This is a genomic window from Xanthomonas nasturtii (assembly GCF_023337365.3).
GTDB lineage: Bacteria > Pseudomonadota > Gammaproteobacteria > Xanthomonadales > Xanthomonadaceae > Xanthomonas > Xanthomonas nasturtii.
On the sequence record NZ_CP142084.2, the window covers coordinates 1,196,806 to 1,211,265 of the forward strand.

The following is a 14,460-nucleotide window of genomic DNA, read 5'->3' on the forward strand; positions in this document are numbered from 1 at the left end:
TCCTCCCGACCCTGTGCTATTCTCGAAATCGAACCCCCGTGCATCGGGTGGGGTAACTGGGTAACAGAAGCATGAGCGAAGACCGCCAAGGTCGTTCCGGCGACAGCAACAAGATTCTCTACTGCTCGTTCTGCGGTAAGAGTCAGCATGAAGTCCGCAAGCTGATTGCCGGTCCCAGCGTATTCATCTGCGATGAGTGCGTTGAGCTGTGCAACGACATCATCCGCGAGGAACTCGAAGAAAAGGCGCAGTCGGCACGTTCCAGCCTGCCCAAGCCGCGCGAGATCCTCGAGGTCCTCGATCAATACGTGATCGGGCAGTTGCGCGCCAAGCGCACGCTTGCTGTGGCGGTGTACAACCACTACAAGCGCATCGAGAGCCGCAGCAAGAACGACGACGTCGAGCTGGCGAAGTCCAACATCCTGCTGGTCGGTCCGACCGGGTCGGGCAAGACGCTGCTGGCCGAAACGCTGGCGCGCCTGCTCAATGTGCCGTTCACGATCGCCGATGCCACCACGCTGACCGAAGCCGGCTATGTCGGCGAGGACGTGGAAAACATCATCCAGAAGCTGCTGCAGAAGTGCGATTACGACGTCGAGAAGGCGCAGCAGGGCATCGTCTATATCGATGAAATCGACAAGATCTCGCGCAAGAGCGAGAACCCGTCGATCACCCGTGACGTGTCCGGCGAAGGCGTGCAGCAGGCGCTGCTCAAGTTGATCGAAGGCACGGTTGCTTCGGTGCCGCCGCAGGGTGGCCGCAAGCATCCGCAGCAGGAATTCCTGCAGGTCGACACCAAGAACATCCTGTTCATCTGCGGCGGCGCGTTTGCCGGCTTGGACAAGGTGATCCAGCAGCGTTCCAACGATGCGGGCGGTATTGGCTTTGGCGCCAAGGTCAAGAGCAGCGAGCGCAAGCAGGAAGTCGGCAAGATCCTGGCCGAAGTCGAGCCGGAAGATCTGATCAAGTTCGGCCTGATTCCCGAGTTCGTCGGCCGCCTGCCGGTGGTCGCAACGCTCGAAGAGCTGGACGAGCCGGCGCTGATCAAGATCCTGACCGAGCCGAAGAACGCCATCACCAAGCAGTTCAAGAAGCTGTTCGATATGGAAGGCGTGGAACTGGAGTTCCGTCCGGATGCCTTGTCCGCGATCGCCAAGAAGGCGCTCAAGCGCAAGACCGGCGCGCGTGGCCTGCGCACCATCGTCGAATCGGTGCTGCTTGACACGATGTACGAGCTGCCCTCGCAGGAAAATGTGAGCAAGGTGGTGGTGGACGAGTCGGTGATCGAGTACAAATCCGAGCCGTATCTGATCTACCAGGCGCAACCGGCTCCGGCCAAGGCTGCATCCGGCGACTGAGCCTTGTCGCCGCCTCGCCAGGTCTTGGCCTCGCCTGCGGCTAAAGGCTTTCCGAGCGCTACTTGCAACACCTCGCCGATGGCCCCATAACGGGGCCATCGGCTTTTTATTGCCCCAAAACCCCCATTCCTGTGGAGCGCCCCATGGCCCAGTCCCAACCAGAAGTTCTCGATCTGCCAGTGTTGCCGCTGCGCGACGTGGTGGTGTTTCCGCACATGGTGATCCCGCTGTTCGTCGGGCGTGACAAGTCGATGCGCGCGCTGGAAAAAGCCATGGAGGCGGACAAGCGCATCCTGCTGGTGGCGCAGAAGTCGGCCGAAACCGACGACCCGGCGGCCGGCGATCTGTATACCGTCGGCACCCTGGCGCAGGTGCTCCAGCTGCTCAAGCTGCCCGATGGCACCATCAAGGTGCTGGTTGAGGGCCTGTCGCGCGTCACTGTCGACAAGGTAGTCGAGCAGGATGGCGCGCTGCAGGGCCAGGGCACCGAAGTGGAGGCCAGCGATGCGCGCGAACCGCGCGAAGTGGAAGCGATCGCGCGTTCGCTGATGTCGCTGTTCGAACAGTACGTCAAGACCAATCGCAAGCTGCCGCCGGAACTGCTGCAGACCCTGGCCGGTATCGACGAGCCGGGTCGCCTGGCCGACACCATCGCCGCGCACATCGGCGTGCGCCTGGCCGACAAGCAGCGCCTGCTGGAGATCACCGAAATCGGTGAGCGCCTGGAATTGCTGGTCGGTCTGGTGGACGGCGAAATCGACGTGCAGCAGCTGGAAAAGCGCATCCGCGGCCGGGTGAAGTCGCAGATGGAAAAGAGCCAGCGCGAGTACTACCTCAACGAACAGATGAAGGCCATCCAGAAGGAGCTGGGCGACCTGGACGATGCGCCCGGCGAACTGGAAGAACTTGCGCGCAAGATCGCCGAGGCGGGCATGCCCAAGCCGGTCGAGACCAAGGCCAAGGCCGAACTCAATAAACTCAAGCAGATGTCGCCGATGTCCGCGGAAGCGGCGGTGGTGCGCAACTATCTGGACTGGCTGCTGGGCGTGCCGTGGAAAAAGCGCACGAAGGTACGCAAGGACCTCAAGGTTGCCGAAGACACGCTGGACGCCGACCACTACGGTCTGGACAAGGTCAAGGAGCGCATCCTTGAATACCTGGCAGTGCAGTCGCGCGTGAAGCAGATGAAGGGGCCGATCCTGTGCCTGGTCGGGCCGCCGGGTGTGGGCAAGACCTCGCTCGGGCAGTCGATCGCCAAGGCGACCAATCGCAAGTTCGTGCGCATGAGCCTGGGCGGCATCCGCGACGAGGCCGAGATCCGCGGCCATCGTCGGACCTACGTGGGCTCGATGCCGGGCCGTCTGGTGCAAAACCTCAACAAGGTCGGCAGCAAGAACCCGCTGTTCCTGCTGGACGAGATCGACAAAATGTCGATGGACTTCCGTGGCGACCCGTCGTCGGCGTTGCTGGAGGTGCTCGATCCGGAGCAGAACAACTCCTTCAACGACCACTACCTGGAGGTCGATCTGGACCTGTCGGAAGTGATGTTCGTCGCCACCTCCAACTCGCTCAATATTCCCGGCCCGCTGCTGGACCGCATGGAAGTCATCCGCATTCCGGGTTACACCGAGGATGAGAAGCTCAACATCGCCATGCGGTACCTGGTGCCCAAGCAGATCAAGGCCAACGGTTTGAAGCCGGAAGAGATCGAGATCGGCGGCGACGCGATCCAGGACATCGTGCGCTATTACACGCGCGAATCGGGTGTGCGTAATCTGGAACGCGAAGTCGCCAAGATCTGCCGCAAGGTGGTCAAGGAAATCGCGCTCGCAGGTCCGCAGCCGGCGGCCAAGACGGCGGTTGCCAAGAAGGGCAAGCCGAAGGCATTGGTCACTGTCAACGCAAAGAATCTCGACAAGTATCTGGGCGTGCGTCGCTTCGACTTCGGCCGTGCCGAGGAAGAGAACGAGATCGGCCTGGTCACCGGTCTGGCATGGACCGAGGTGGGTGGCGAGTTGCTGCAGGTCGAATCCACGCTGGTGCCGGGCAAGGGCAACCTGATCCTCACCGGTCAGTTGGGCAACGTCATGAAGGAGTCGGCATCGGCTGCGTTGTCAGTGGTGCGTTCGCGTGCCGAGCGGCTGGGCATCGATGTGGATTTCCTGCAGAAGCAAGACGTGCACGTGCATGTGCCCGATGGTGCCACTCCCAAGGACGGCCCAAGCGCAGGCATCGCGATGGTCACCTCGCTGGTGTCGGTGTTGACCAAGGTGCCGATCCGCGCCGACGTGGCAATGACCGGCGAGATCACCTTGCGTGGGCGTGTCTCGGCGATCGGTGGCTTGAAGGAGAAGTTGCTGGCGGCCCTGCGCGGTGGCATCCGCACCGTGTTGATTCCCGACGAGAACCGCAAGGATCTTGCCGACATCCCGGCCAACGTCACCCGCGATCTGAAGATCGTGCCGGTGAAGTGGATCGACGAGGTGCTTGATCTGGCACTGGAGCGTCCGTTGACCCCGAAGAAGGCCGGCAAGGAGAAGGCACGCAAGACGGCCTCGCGCGTTGCCGTGCGCGGTAAGTCGCGTAGCACACCGGGCACCCGCGTCAAGCACTAACGGGGGCTGTCTAAGCCCCGGCAAAACAAGCCAAAACCCGCGTCGTTATTGGGTTTTGGCTTGCGTGCTGTTGGGGGCGCTGGTATAAATGCACGATTCGTGGGCGCGGCAAATGTGATGCGTCACGCGATACCACTTGTGTCGGGTTCTTCGCTAACGGCAAGAGCGCCGATTGTCGATTCCGCGGCATCTGCCGCAAAGGGAGTTTCAAGAATGAATAAAACCGAATTGATCGATGGCGTTGCCGCTGCCGCTGACATCTCCAAGGCTGAAGCTGGCCGTGCTGTTGACGCGGTTGTGAGCGAAATCACCAAGGCACTGAAGAAGGGCGACGCCGTCACCCTCGTCGGCTTCGGTACCTTCCAGGTCCGCGAGCGCGCTGAGCGCACCGGCCGCAATCCGAAGACCGGCGACAGCATCAAGATCGCGGCTTCGAAGAATCCTGCATTCAAGGCTGGCAAAGCCCTGAAGGATGCAGTAAACTAACCGACTCGCTAGGGTGCTTAGCTCAGCGGTAGAGCGTCTCCCTTACACGGAGAGGGTCGGGGGTTCGAAACCCTCAGCACCCACCATTAAGCACCAGGCAAACGTTTCAAGCGCGGAGCGGTAGTTCAGCTGGTTAGAATGCTGGCCTGTCACGCCGGAGGTCGCGGGTTCGAGTCCCGTCCGCTCCGCCAGTTACACCGAAGCCCCTGAGCAATTGGGGGCTTCGTTTTCTCCACAGCATTCGTATTGCGGATGGCGCGGAGAAAGATGTCCAAGTTTAAAGCGGAGCGGTAGTTCAGCTGGTTAGAATGCTGGCCTGTCACGCCGGAGGTCGCGGGTTCGAGTCCCGTCCGCTCCGCCAGTTATACCCAAGCCCTCGGCCTTGTGCCGGGGGCTTTTTTTTGGCCTTGGGACGCGTGCGGGTCAACGCGCGCATCGGCTTGGCGCGGCTCGCCCGGCGCTGCGTTTTCGGTGCAGTTTTGTGGCGATAAGATGCCCGGCGCGCGTTGGTGAGTCAGGTTTTATGCCATTGCTGCATCACGACACCGCAGTAACGGGCATTGGGCTGGGTGCTTGGCGTCAAGCGCGTTACACTGCCCGGCTCGCCCACAGGCCGTGATTTGCCAATGCTGCAGAAACTTCGCGACAAGACGTCAGGCTGGATCGCCACCGCCATTCTCGGGTTGCTGATGATTCCGTTCCTGTTCGTCATCGACAACAGCTACCTTGGCGGCATTGGCGCCAATAATGTGGCCAAGGTGCAGGCGCCGCCGAATTGGTGGAAGTCCGCGCCATCGTGGTGGCCGGTCTCCTTGCTGTGGCAGCACCACGAAATCAGCACGCAGGATTTCCGCGCGCGTTTTGAACAGTCGCGGATGCAGGAGCGTCAGCGTCAGGGCGAGAATTTCGACCCGCGCACGTTTGAATCGCGCGAAAACAAGCTGCAGGTGCTCGACCAGTTGGTCGACGAACAAGTGGTGCGCCTGGGCGCAGAAGATGCCGGGATCGTGATTGGCGATGCGACCGTGCGCGACTACATCACCAATATTCAGGCGTTCCAGGTCGATGGCAAGTTCAGCCCGGACCAGTACCGCGCCGCGCTTGCGCAGGGCACGCCGCCACGTACGCCAGCGCAGTTCGATGCGTTGGTGCGCGATAGTCTGCAGCAGTCGGTGATCCCGCAGGCCGTGGCCGAGTCGGGTTTCGCCACCAAGGCCGAATTCGTGCGTCTGCTCAAGCTGATGGGCGAGACGCGCGACGTGGAATTGGCGATGCTGCCGCCACCGGCGGCGGATACTGCGCCGGTGAGCGATGCGCAGATCAAGCAGTGGTACGACGGGCATACGCAGGACTTCCGGCAGCCGGAAACCGTCACCATCGAATACGTCGAGCTCAATGCCGCCACCATGCCGCCAGCGACTGCCGCCGACGAGGCCACGTTGCGCAAGCGCTATGAAGAAGAGAAGGCACGCTTCGTCGAACCGGACCAGCGGCTTGCCTCGCACATCCTGATCAGCGCCGGTACCGATGCGGCAGCGCAGAAGGCTGCCGAGGCGAAGGCCGCCAAGCTGGCTGCCGAGGCAAAGCAGCCGGGCGCCGACTTCGCCGCGCTGGCGAAGGCCAATTCGCAGGATCCCGGCTCCAAGGATGCCGGTGGCGACCTGGGTTGGGTCGAGAAGGGCACGATGGTCAAGCCATTCGAGGACGCGCTGTTCTCGATGAAGGCTGGCGATGTGGTTGGCCCGATCAAGAGCGAATTCGGCTACCACGTGATCCAGCTGCGTGAGGTCAAGGGTGGCCAGGGCAAGTCGTTCGAGCAGGTACGCGATCAGCTGGCCGCCGAGCAGCTCAAGGCCGACGCCGACAAGGCATTTGCCGACGTCAGCGGCAAGCTGGTGGACCAGGTCTACAAGAATCCCACCGCACTGGAGCCGGCTGCCAAGCAGGTTGGCCTGCCGGTACAGACGCTGGGGCCGTTCTCGCGCAGCAATGCGAGCGGCGTTGCCGCCAATCCGGCCGTGCTGCGCTCGGCGTTTTCCGAAACGCTGGTGCAGGACGGCACGGTGAGCGACCCGATCACCATCGCGCCAAACCATAGCGTGGTGTTGCGCGTGACCAACCACACCGCCGAACAGGCATTGCCGGTGGACAAGGTGCGCGACAAGGTGACTGCGGCGATTCGTGCGGACCGCAACGAAAAGGCCGCTGCCGCTGCTGCGGACGCGTTACTGGCGCGTGTACAGAAGGGTGAGACACTTCAGGCGCTTGCTGCCAGCGAAAAACTGCAGGTGCAGCCGATCCCGGGACTGCCGCGGACGGCACCGATTCCGACCCCGGCTGCGAACCGTGCGATCTTCAGCGCTCCGCGCCCGACCGAAGGCAAGCCGTCGGTTGGAAAGGTGGAATTGGATGGTGGACGCTTCGCTGTCTTCATCATCAGCAAGGCCACGCCGGGCGATCTGAAGCAGATGCCGGCCGAGCAGCAGACGATGCTGCGCGAGCAGCTGAGCCAGATCGATGGAAACAACGCTGCGCAGGCGTACGTCAAGGAAATGCGCAAGCGCTACAAGATCCAGATCGAAGAAGCTCAGCTGTAAGGCTGGGTCTCGATCGGTAAGAGAAAAGCCCGGGTCACCGGGCTTTTTCTTTGGGCTTTGTGGTGGAGAAGCAAGTCAGCTGACGCAGTGGTATCGATCAGGTGCGCAACGCGTCACAGTGTGGTCCGAGTGATCGGCATGTTCCTGCGGTGCAGTGGTGTCTGTGCGATTCGGTTGGTTGAAGGCGGGCGTTACGCTTTATGGCTGCCCGCTGCCCGCTGCCCGCTGCCGTCGTCATCTCTGCCGGGTTGCTCTTGTGTGCTTGTGCGCTGCAGATCGCCAGCCGCTAACGCTCTGCGCTATGACGACGCGCGCAGGTGTTACTCGGGAAAGTGCACGTGGGTGCCGTGCTTGTGATCGCAAAAAGCAAGGCAGCCAGATAGCGATGCATGTGGCTGACTCAGCAGCGCGCGTCGTTGTCATCATGGCTTGCGCTGCGGAATGCTTCTGCAGGGTGTGTGATCCTTGCCGGATCGCGAGTGGCAAATGCGGCGCGCATTTCAGCTCTTTGGCGCGTCGCGCCGTAGCTGCTCACCGGGCTAGCTGCGCCCTGCCACCACTCCGCTACCTCTCGGGACCGCAGCGGCATTCCTGCAAGAAGGCTAGTTCGGTGAGTGAAGCTCGGTGTCTAGGCAATTGCGATGCTGGTCGGTTGCCTGCACCGCACCGCAGAACGCTCAAGCGCGCTGCAAACAAGACCTACAACTCAAGGCGTGTCGTCGAACGACAGCACCATGCCCGGCTTCAGAACGGCACGTTTGTCCAGGCCGTTGTTGGCGAGCAGCGTCGTCACGGTGACCCCGTAGCGGCGTGCGATTGCCCAGGCCGATTCCCCATTGCGCACGGTGTGGGTGCGTGTGGGTGAGGCCGATGCTTTGCTGGATGCCCTGGCAACAACGGTCGGCTTAGCATCGTCGCTGTCGGCGGCATTTCCCAGATCAGCGGATGCGACCGCGACGCTGGTCGAACCAGGTTGCGCCGGCGCGATCGGAGCCAGCACATGCACGCCGCCCGGCGCGGCGCGTGCGCCGGCCAGGGCGGGATTCAGGCGGGCGAGCAGCTGCGGCTCGATCGCGCGCTGCCCGGCCCAGGTGTTGAGGCTGGTGCCAGCCGGCAGCGCATGTTCGGTGAGTACCGGAACTTGACGATCCAGCGAGGTCAGCAAGTTGCCCTGTTGCTGCGCGTGATCGAGCACGCAGGCGAGTGCGTGCAATTTTTCCACGTATTCGTAGGTGACTTTGGACATTCCCGGCAGTTCGGACGGGCGCGCGTTCTGTGCGTTCATCCCGGCACTGCGCATTGCCTGCAGCACGCGGTACTCACCGGCGTTGTAGGCCATCAGCGCCAGGCGCCAGTCACCGCCGAACATGCCGTAGAGCGTTTTGAGATAGCGCACGGCCGCAGAGGTGGAATCCACTGCCGACAGGCGGCCGTCGTATTGCGCGCCGACCGGCACGTGGTGGTTGCGCGCAGTGGTGGCAATGAACTGCCACAGGCCGGCGGGGCCGCTGCCATTGCGTGCGCCGGGCCGGTAGCCGCTTTCGACGAAGGGAATCAGCGCGAACTCGGTCGGCATATCGGCTTCGCGCAGTTCGTCCACCACGTAACCGAACAGCGGCAATACATCCTGTGCATCGTCGGCCAGGCGTGCCGGGGCGCGTGAGAAATGTTGTTCCCAGCGAGTGTCGCTATGCTCGCTATCGCAGCCGGGGTCAGCACGGCCTTCCAGGAACGAGGAAAAGATCTCGCGCCCATTGCGCACACCCGGTGCGCTGCTCGGCGTGGCGGTGCTGGTTGCGGCTGCAAGACGGCTGGCATCGTTGGACGACGCGGCTGCCGGTGCGATGGCCGCACAGGCGGCCAGCGCTGCCAAAACCAGGCGCCTCATGCGCGAAATTCGTCTTTCCAGCGCCGAAGTTCGGCGAAAACATCAACTTCAGAGGAAAGTGCGCCGGCTGCGCGCGGTGCCACTGCGGCGCGGATCTCGGGGCGGTTGGTGCGTAAGAACGGATTGGTGGCCAGTTCACTCTTGAGCGAAATCGGCAGGGTAGGACGGGCTGCATGACGCATGGCCTGGGCTTCCTGTTGACGGCGCTGCAAGGCAGCGTTGGTGGGATCGACGTGCAGCGCAAAAGCCGCATTGGCCAAGGTGTATTCGTGGCCGCAACACACAAGCGTTTCGCCGGGCAGGGAGGCCAGGCGCTGCAACGAGTCGAACATCTGAGGTGCGGTACCTTCGAACATCCGCCCACAGCCTAGGCTGAACAGGGTATCACCGCTGAACAGATGGCCGTCGGTCACGAAGGCGATGTGACTGCGGGTGTGACCAGGCACTTCAAGCACCTGGAAATCGACATCGAGCAGGCTCAAGCGCTCTCCCTGACCGACCTGATGGGCGCCGGCAGGAATGCGTTCGTCGGCCGGGCCGAACAGTGCCAGGCCCGGCCAACGCTCCTGCAGCGCCGCCACGCCCCCGATGTGGTCGCCATGATGATGGGTCAGCAGGACGGCGCTGGGAACCAGGTCATCGCGCTCTGCGGCAGCCAAGACCGGCTCTGCCTGGCCGGGGTCGACGATGACGGCGCGGCCGTCCGCAGCGACCAGCGCCCAGATGTAGTTATCGTCGAATGCGGGCAGGGCGATCAGTCGCATAGAATTGGGACCATGCCCGCCACGCCATTCTCCCGTCAAGCTGGTGTCTCATCCTGGTTTGATACTGGAGCCGGGCGAGGCCTGCTCCAATTGGAACGCCGCCTGGCGCTGGAAGCGCTGCAGAGCCGTCCGTCGCAGCCCTGGCTGTGGCTGACACCGACGCGCGAGCTGCCTGCGCGCGAATCCCTGCAAGGGCGCGGTTTGCGCCTGCATCGCAGTGCCGGGCGCTTCACCGGCGATGCGCGCTGTGCAATGCCGTTTCCGTTGCCGACCGAAAGCCTGCAGGCGATTGTGGTTCAGCATGCTGTGGTTGGCGGGGCAGCGGATTTTCTGGCCGAATGCGAGCGGCTGTTGATGCCCGGTGGCCGGCTGTGGCTGTTCACGCTCAATCCGATGAGTCCCTACCGTTTCCGTTGGGCGCGCCGTGGGCCGGTGGCGCTGCGGCCGGATCGTTGGCGTCTGCTGGCACAACGCGCTGGCCTGCAAAGCGTGCAGGCGGAGCGCTACCTGGGGCCGATCTGGCGCACCGATAGCAGTTCTATCGATCCTGGCCGCGCACCCTGGCGCGCGGTGTATCTGCTGGAAGTGGAAAAACGCGCCGCTGCCGCGATCGGCCCGACGCCGATCATGCTGCCGACGCGCTGGCCGCAACCGGTGGCCACGCTCTGACCTGGCTAAGTCTGACCTGTTGAAGTAACAACTCTGGAAGCTGATGAAATCAATCGAAGTGCATACCGACGGCTCCTGCCTCGGCAATCCCGGGCCGGGCGGTTGGGCGGCCCTGTTGCGTTACAACGGGCGCGAGAAGGAGCTGGCCGGCGGTGAGGCGGTGTCCACCAACAACCGCATGGAACTGATGGCGGCGATCATGGCGCTGGAAACGCTGACCGAGCCGTGCCAGATCGTGCTGCATACCGACTCGCAGTACGTGCGGCAGGGCATCACCGAGTGGATGCCGGGCTGGGTGCGGCGTCACTGGAAAACCGCGGGCGGCGACCCGGTCAAGAATCGCGAATTGTGGGAGCGGCTGCATGCGGCCACGCAACGCCACAGCATCGATTGGCGCTGGGTGAAAGGCCACAATGGCGACCCGGACAACGAGCGCGTCGACGTGCTCGCCCGCAATCAGGCCACCGCCCAGCGCGATGGTCGCGCAACATCGTAAGAGGACACATGCGTCAGATCATTCTCGATACCGAAACCACCGGCCTGGAATGGCGCAAGGGCAACCGCGTCGTTGAAATCGGTGCGGTGGAGCTGCTCGAGCGGCGCCCGAGCGGCAATAACTTCCATCGTTACCTGAAGCCCGATTGCGACTTCGAGCCTGGCGCGCAGGAGGTGACCGGGCTGACCCTGGAATTTCTGGCCGATAAACCGCTATTCGGCGATGTGGTGGAGGAGTTCCTCGCCTACATCGATGGCGCGGAGCTGATCATCCATAACGCTGCCTTCGATCTGGGTTTTCTGGACAACGAGCTGGCGCTGCTGGGCGACAACTACGGGCGCATCGTCGAGCGCGCCACGGTGGTCGACACCTTGATGATGGCGCGCGAGCGCTATCCGGGGCAGCGCAATTCCTTGGACGCCTTGTGCAAGCGTCTGGGCGTGGACAACTCGCATCGCCAGTTGCATGGCGCCTTGCTCGATGCGCAGATCCTGGCCGATGTGTACATCGCGCTGACCTCGGGTCAGGAGGAGATTGGTTTTGCCAGCGCCGACACCGGCCAGCACACCGACACCGCCGGCGGCATGATCGCGTTCGACCCGGCGCTGTTGTTGCCGCGTCCGCGCGTCGCGGTGACCGCCTCCGAATCGCAGGCGCACGAAGCGCGTCTGGCGCAGCTGCGCAAGAAAGCCGGGCGTGCGTTGTGGGATGCGCCGGCCGAAGAAATCGCTGTTGCCGGCTGAGGCGTCTGGCACAAGGTGGATTGCCGCCGTTGGGGCCGCCGCGTCAGTAACTGCGCACCAGGATCGCGGTGATGTTGTCCGAACCGCCGCCATCCAGGGCTGCGGCAACCAGACATTCCACGCATTCCTGCGCGCTGCAATCGGCCTGCGACAAGGTGGCCGCGATGGCGGCATCGTCCACTTCTTCGGTCAGGCCGTCGCTGCACAGCAGTAGCTGCATGCCGGATTTTAGTTCGCCCTGCATGGTGGCAACATTCAGATGCGCCGGGTCGGTCACGCCCAGTGCCTGGGTCACCACGTTGCGGTGCGGGTGTGCGCGTGCCTGCTCGCTGGTGAGCGTGCCCTGGGCGATGAGTTCCTGCACGTAGCTGTGGTCCTGGCTCAACTGCGCCAGCCGGCCATCGCGCCAGAGATAGGCACGGCTGTCGCCGACCCAGGCCACTTCGAAGCGCTGGCCCAGCACGCGTGCGGCCACCACGGTGGTGCCCATCGGCAAGGTGTCGTTGCAACGGCGCGATGTCTTGATGATCTCCTCGTCGGCGATGCGCACTGCCTGGACCAGCGGAGTGCCCGCGCGGATTTCACGCACGATGGTCTCGCGTGCCAGCGCGCTGGCCACTTCGCCGCAGGCATGCCCGCCCATGCCATCGGCGACCAGCCACAGTCCCAGTTCGCTATCGCCGTAATAGGTGTCCTCGTTGAGGTCACGGCGCAGGCCGACATGGGTAAGGTGTCCGAATTCGAGCATGGGGCCGGGTCGCCAAGGATGAAGATGCGCCACCATCATCGCGGCCCGACCGGTCAGCGGCAACAGACCGCACACGGGCGTCGCAGCACCGGTTCACGCCTGAGCGATGGCCGACCCTGCCGGCGCTGGCCCAGGCCGCTTGTGGCCTGGCGCGTGTGCCCGTATGATGCACGGCCCCAGGACACTGGGGACCATCTGGAGAGGTGGCAGAGCGGTTGAATGTACCTGACTCGAAATCAGGCAGGCGTTTATAGCGCCTCGGGGGTTCGAATCCCCCCCTCTCCGCCAGATTGAGGCGAGCAGTTGTGCCAGTGCCGCGTGCGTTTCGCCGGCGTCATTGGGGGGGTGAAAAGCCCCGGGTTCGACAGACAGCGCAGCTGTTTGCACGGCGAAGGCACGTGGTGCCGAGTGAATCCCCGCTCTGTCGCCAGATTCGCATCAGCCCCCGCAAGGGGGCTTTTGTTTATGTGTCGCAGCCGCCTGTGGATGCGATGACTACAATCCGCTCGACCCCCGTTGGAGGCCTGTCATGTCCGAGATCCTGGTGCCCGTGTCCTTTGGTGAGCTGCTCGACAAGATCGCGATCCTGCAGATCAAGTCCGAGCGCATGAGCGATGCGGCCAAGTTGACCAATGTGCGCAACGAGCTGTCTGCGCTGGAAACCAGCTGGATGGCGCATCCGGCCGCCGGCCACGACATCGTGCGCCTGCGCGCCGAGCTCAAAGCTGTCAACGAGCGGCTGTGGGTCATCGAGGACGACATCCGCCTCAAGGAACAGGCGCAGAGCTTCGACGACACCTTCGTACAGCTGGCGCGCAGCGTGTACATCGAAAACGATGAGCGCGCGCGCATCAAGAAAGAGATCAACCTGGCGCTGGGGTCTTCCTATGTGGAAGAAAAGTCGTATCAGGACTATCGCGCCAAAGGCGTCTGAGCGCATTGGCTCATAGATTGTGCCGGTATGGATTGCGCTGGTGATGCAGCCAGCGCGATCAGGGGCGTAGGCGGGTCTGGTTGAGCTGCGATCGTCAGCGCGGATGGTCGGTGCGATAACGCTCGAAGGCGGCGATTGCATCGTCCACGGTGATCAGCGACATCACCTCGTCGAATTCAATCTTGGTACCCCAGCTCAGCTGGTCGGCCGGCTTGTGCAGGAACTTGCGCGCGGCCGCGTCGTAGCGATCCACGCAATAGCGCACGTCCGAATACGGGCCGCTGCGTAGCGGGTTGCTGGCCGCGTGCAGGCCGAGCACTTTGATGCCCATCGCGTTGGCGATGTGCATCGGCCCGGAATCCGGCGTGGCCACCAGATCCGCACGTGCGAGCAGGGCGGGCAGTTGCTTGAGCGTGTCCTTGCCGACCAGGTCCAGCAGCGGGGCGCGCGCGGCCGCGACGATGGCATCGGCGGTGCTGCGTTCCAGTTCGCTGCGCCCGCCGCATAGCACGACCCGCCAGCCTTGTGCGGCGGCATGATCGGCCAGTGCGGCGTGGCGATCGGGATACCAGTTGCGGCGCGCGTGGCTGGAACACGGGGAAATCATCAGCACCGGGCGGCCATCGTCGTCCCATTGCGCACGCGCCCAGGCGTGCGCCTCGGCAGGTACCGGGAGATCCCAACGGACCTGGGTCTGGCGCAGGCCAAGCGGCTCGGCAAAGCTGCCGATGGCGTCGAGCACATGGATGCCGGGGCGGTCGGCGATGCGCTCGTTGACGAACAAGCCATGCAGGTCCTTGGAGCGGCTGCGGTCGTAGCCGATGCGGCGCCGCGCCGGCACGAAGGCCGACAGCACGTTGGCGCGAAAGGCCACCTGCATCTGCAGCAAGGCATCGAAACGGCCCAGCGGTGCCAGCGACCGGCGCAGCGCGCGCATGCCGGCCACGCCGCTGCGTTTGTCGTAGGCATGGAAGTGCACGCCGGGCAGGCCATCGAGCAATTTCAGCCCGGCCTTGTCGATGATCCAATGCAGCTGGCTTGCCGCAAACCCTGCCTGCAAGGTGCGCACCAGCGGCACCACATGGGTGACATCGCCCAGGGCGGACAAGCGCAGCAAACACAGCGATGCGGGCGTTACAGCCATGGTGTTGTTAGACTCGAT

The 14,460-nt window shown here is 63.5% G+C and carries 12 protein-coding genes and 4 tRNA genes; 12 read left to right on the forward strand and 4 right to left on the reverse strand.

The window, feature by feature from the left end:
* Positions 1-71: 71 nt before the first annotated feature.
* From clpX to M3O59_RS05250, 7 genes are all read left to right on the forward strand, one after another.
* On the forward strand, positions 72-1,358 hold the full coding sequence (gene clpX, locus M3O59_RS05220) for an ATP-dependent Clp protease ATP-binding subunit ClpX (RefSeq protein ID WP_116906219.1): 1,287 nt from the start codon (positions 72-74) through the stop codon (positions 1,356-1,358).
* A 143-nt stretch (positions 1,359-1,501) separates the two neighbouring features.
* A complete protein-coding gene (gene lon / locus M3O59_RS05225; RefSeq protein WP_064634250.1) occupies positions 1,502-3,973 on the forward strand; it encodes an endopeptidase La in 2,472 nt (823 codons plus the stop codon).
* A 213-nt stretch (positions 3,974-4,186) separates the two neighbouring features.
* Positions 4,187-4,459: an HU family DNA-binding protein gene (locus M3O59_RS05230; RefSeq protein WP_002806049.1), complete on the forward strand. Its 273-nt coding sequence runs from the start codon at positions 4,187-4,189 to the stop codon at positions 4,457-4,459.
* A gap of 11 nt (positions 4,460-4,470) precedes the next feature.
* Positions 4,471-4,545: transfer RNA gene (locus M3O59_RS05235), tRNA-Val, on the forward strand.
* A gap of 28 nt (positions 4,546-4,573) precedes the next feature.
* A tRNA-Asp gene (locus tag M3O59_RS05240) sits at positions 4,574-4,650 on the forward strand.
* A 93-nt stretch (positions 4,651-4,743) separates the two neighbouring features.
* Positions 4,744-4,820: transfer RNA gene (locus M3O59_RS05245), tRNA-Asp, on the forward strand.
* A gap of 265 nt (positions 4,821-5,085) precedes the next feature.
* Entirely contained in the window at positions 5,086-7,056 is a 1,971-nt protein-coding gene (locus M3O59_RS05250) for a peptidyl-prolyl cis-trans isomerase (RefSeq protein ID WP_116906220.1), read from the forward strand.
* A 706-nt stretch (positions 7,057-7,762) separates the two neighbouring features.
* Here the strand turns inward: M3O59_RS05250 and M3O59_RS05255 are convergent.
* The gene (locus M3O59_RS05255; RefSeq protein WP_116906221.1) at positions 7,763-8,944 is read right to left on the reverse strand and encodes a lytic transglycosylase domain-containing protein; all 1,182 of its coding nucleotides are present in this window, start codon (positions 8,942-8,944) and stop codon (positions 7,763-7,765) included.
* Positions 8,941-9,708, reverse strand: coding sequence for a hydroxyacylglutathione hydrolase (gene gloB, locus M3O59_RS05260; protein WP_064634253.1), 768 nt, complete (start codon positions 9,706-9,708; stop codon positions 8,941-8,943). The genes M3O59_RS05255 and gloB overlap by 4 nt, the downstream gene beginning before the upstream one ends.
* Before the next feature lie 12 nt (positions 9,709-9,720).
* On the opposite strand from gloB, the gene M3O59_RS05265 reads away from it, so the two are divergent.
* The 3 genes from M3O59_RS05265 to dnaQ are packed head-to-tail and all read left to right on the forward strand — an operon-like array spanning position 9,721 to position 11,616.
* Positions 9,721-10,377, forward strand: a complete 657-nt coding sequence (locus tag M3O59_RS05265; protein WP_064634254.1) for a hypothetical protein — start codon at positions 9,721-9,723, stop codon at positions 10,375-10,377.
* A gap of 43 nt (positions 10,378-10,420) precedes the next feature.
* The gene (rnhA, locus tag M3O59_RS05270) at positions 10,421-10,873 is read left to right on the forward strand and encodes a ribonuclease HI (RefSeq protein WP_064634255.1); all 453 of its coding nucleotides are present in this window, start codon (positions 10,421-10,423) and stop codon (positions 10,871-10,873) included.
* An 8-nt stretch (positions 10,874-10,881) separates the two neighbouring features.
* The gene (dnaQ, locus tag M3O59_RS05275; protein ID WP_064634256.1) at positions 10,882-11,616 is read left to right on the forward strand and encodes a DNA polymerase III subunit epsilon; all 735 of its coding nucleotides are present in this window, start codon (positions 10,882-10,884) and stop codon (positions 11,614-11,616) included.
* 43 nt (positions 11,617-11,659) lie between these two features.
* On the opposite strand, the gene M3O59_RS05280 is transcribed toward dnaQ, so the two are convergent.
* Entirely contained in the window at positions 11,660-12,364 is a 705-nt protein-coding gene (locus M3O59_RS05280; RefSeq protein WP_064634257.1) for a PP2C family protein-serine/threonine phosphatase, read from the reverse strand.
* 197 nt (positions 12,365-12,561) lie between these two features.
* Between M3O59_RS05280 and M3O59_RS05285 the strand changes: the two genes are divergently transcribed.
* Both M3O59_RS05285 and M3O59_RS05290 read left to right on the forward strand, forming a co-directional pair.
* Positions 12,562-12,652, forward strand: a tRNA-Ser gene (locus M3O59_RS05285).
* 241 nt (positions 12,653-12,893) lie between these two features.
* The gene (locus M3O59_RS05290) at positions 12,894-13,298 is read left to right on the forward strand and encodes a DUF6165 family protein (RefSeq protein ID WP_064634258.1); all 405 of its coding nucleotides are present in this window, start codon (positions 12,894-12,896) and stop codon (positions 13,296-13,298) included.
* A 94-nt stretch (positions 13,299-13,392) separates the two neighbouring features.
* Here the strand turns inward: M3O59_RS05290 and M3O59_RS05295 are convergent, their stop codons facing one another.
* The gene (locus M3O59_RS05295) at positions 13,393-14,442 is read right to left on the reverse strand and encodes a glycosyltransferase family 9 protein (protein WP_116906222.1); all 1,050 of its coding nucleotides are present in this window, start codon (positions 14,440-14,442) and stop codon (positions 13,393-13,395) included.
* Positions 14,443-14,460: the final 18 nt, after the last annotated feature.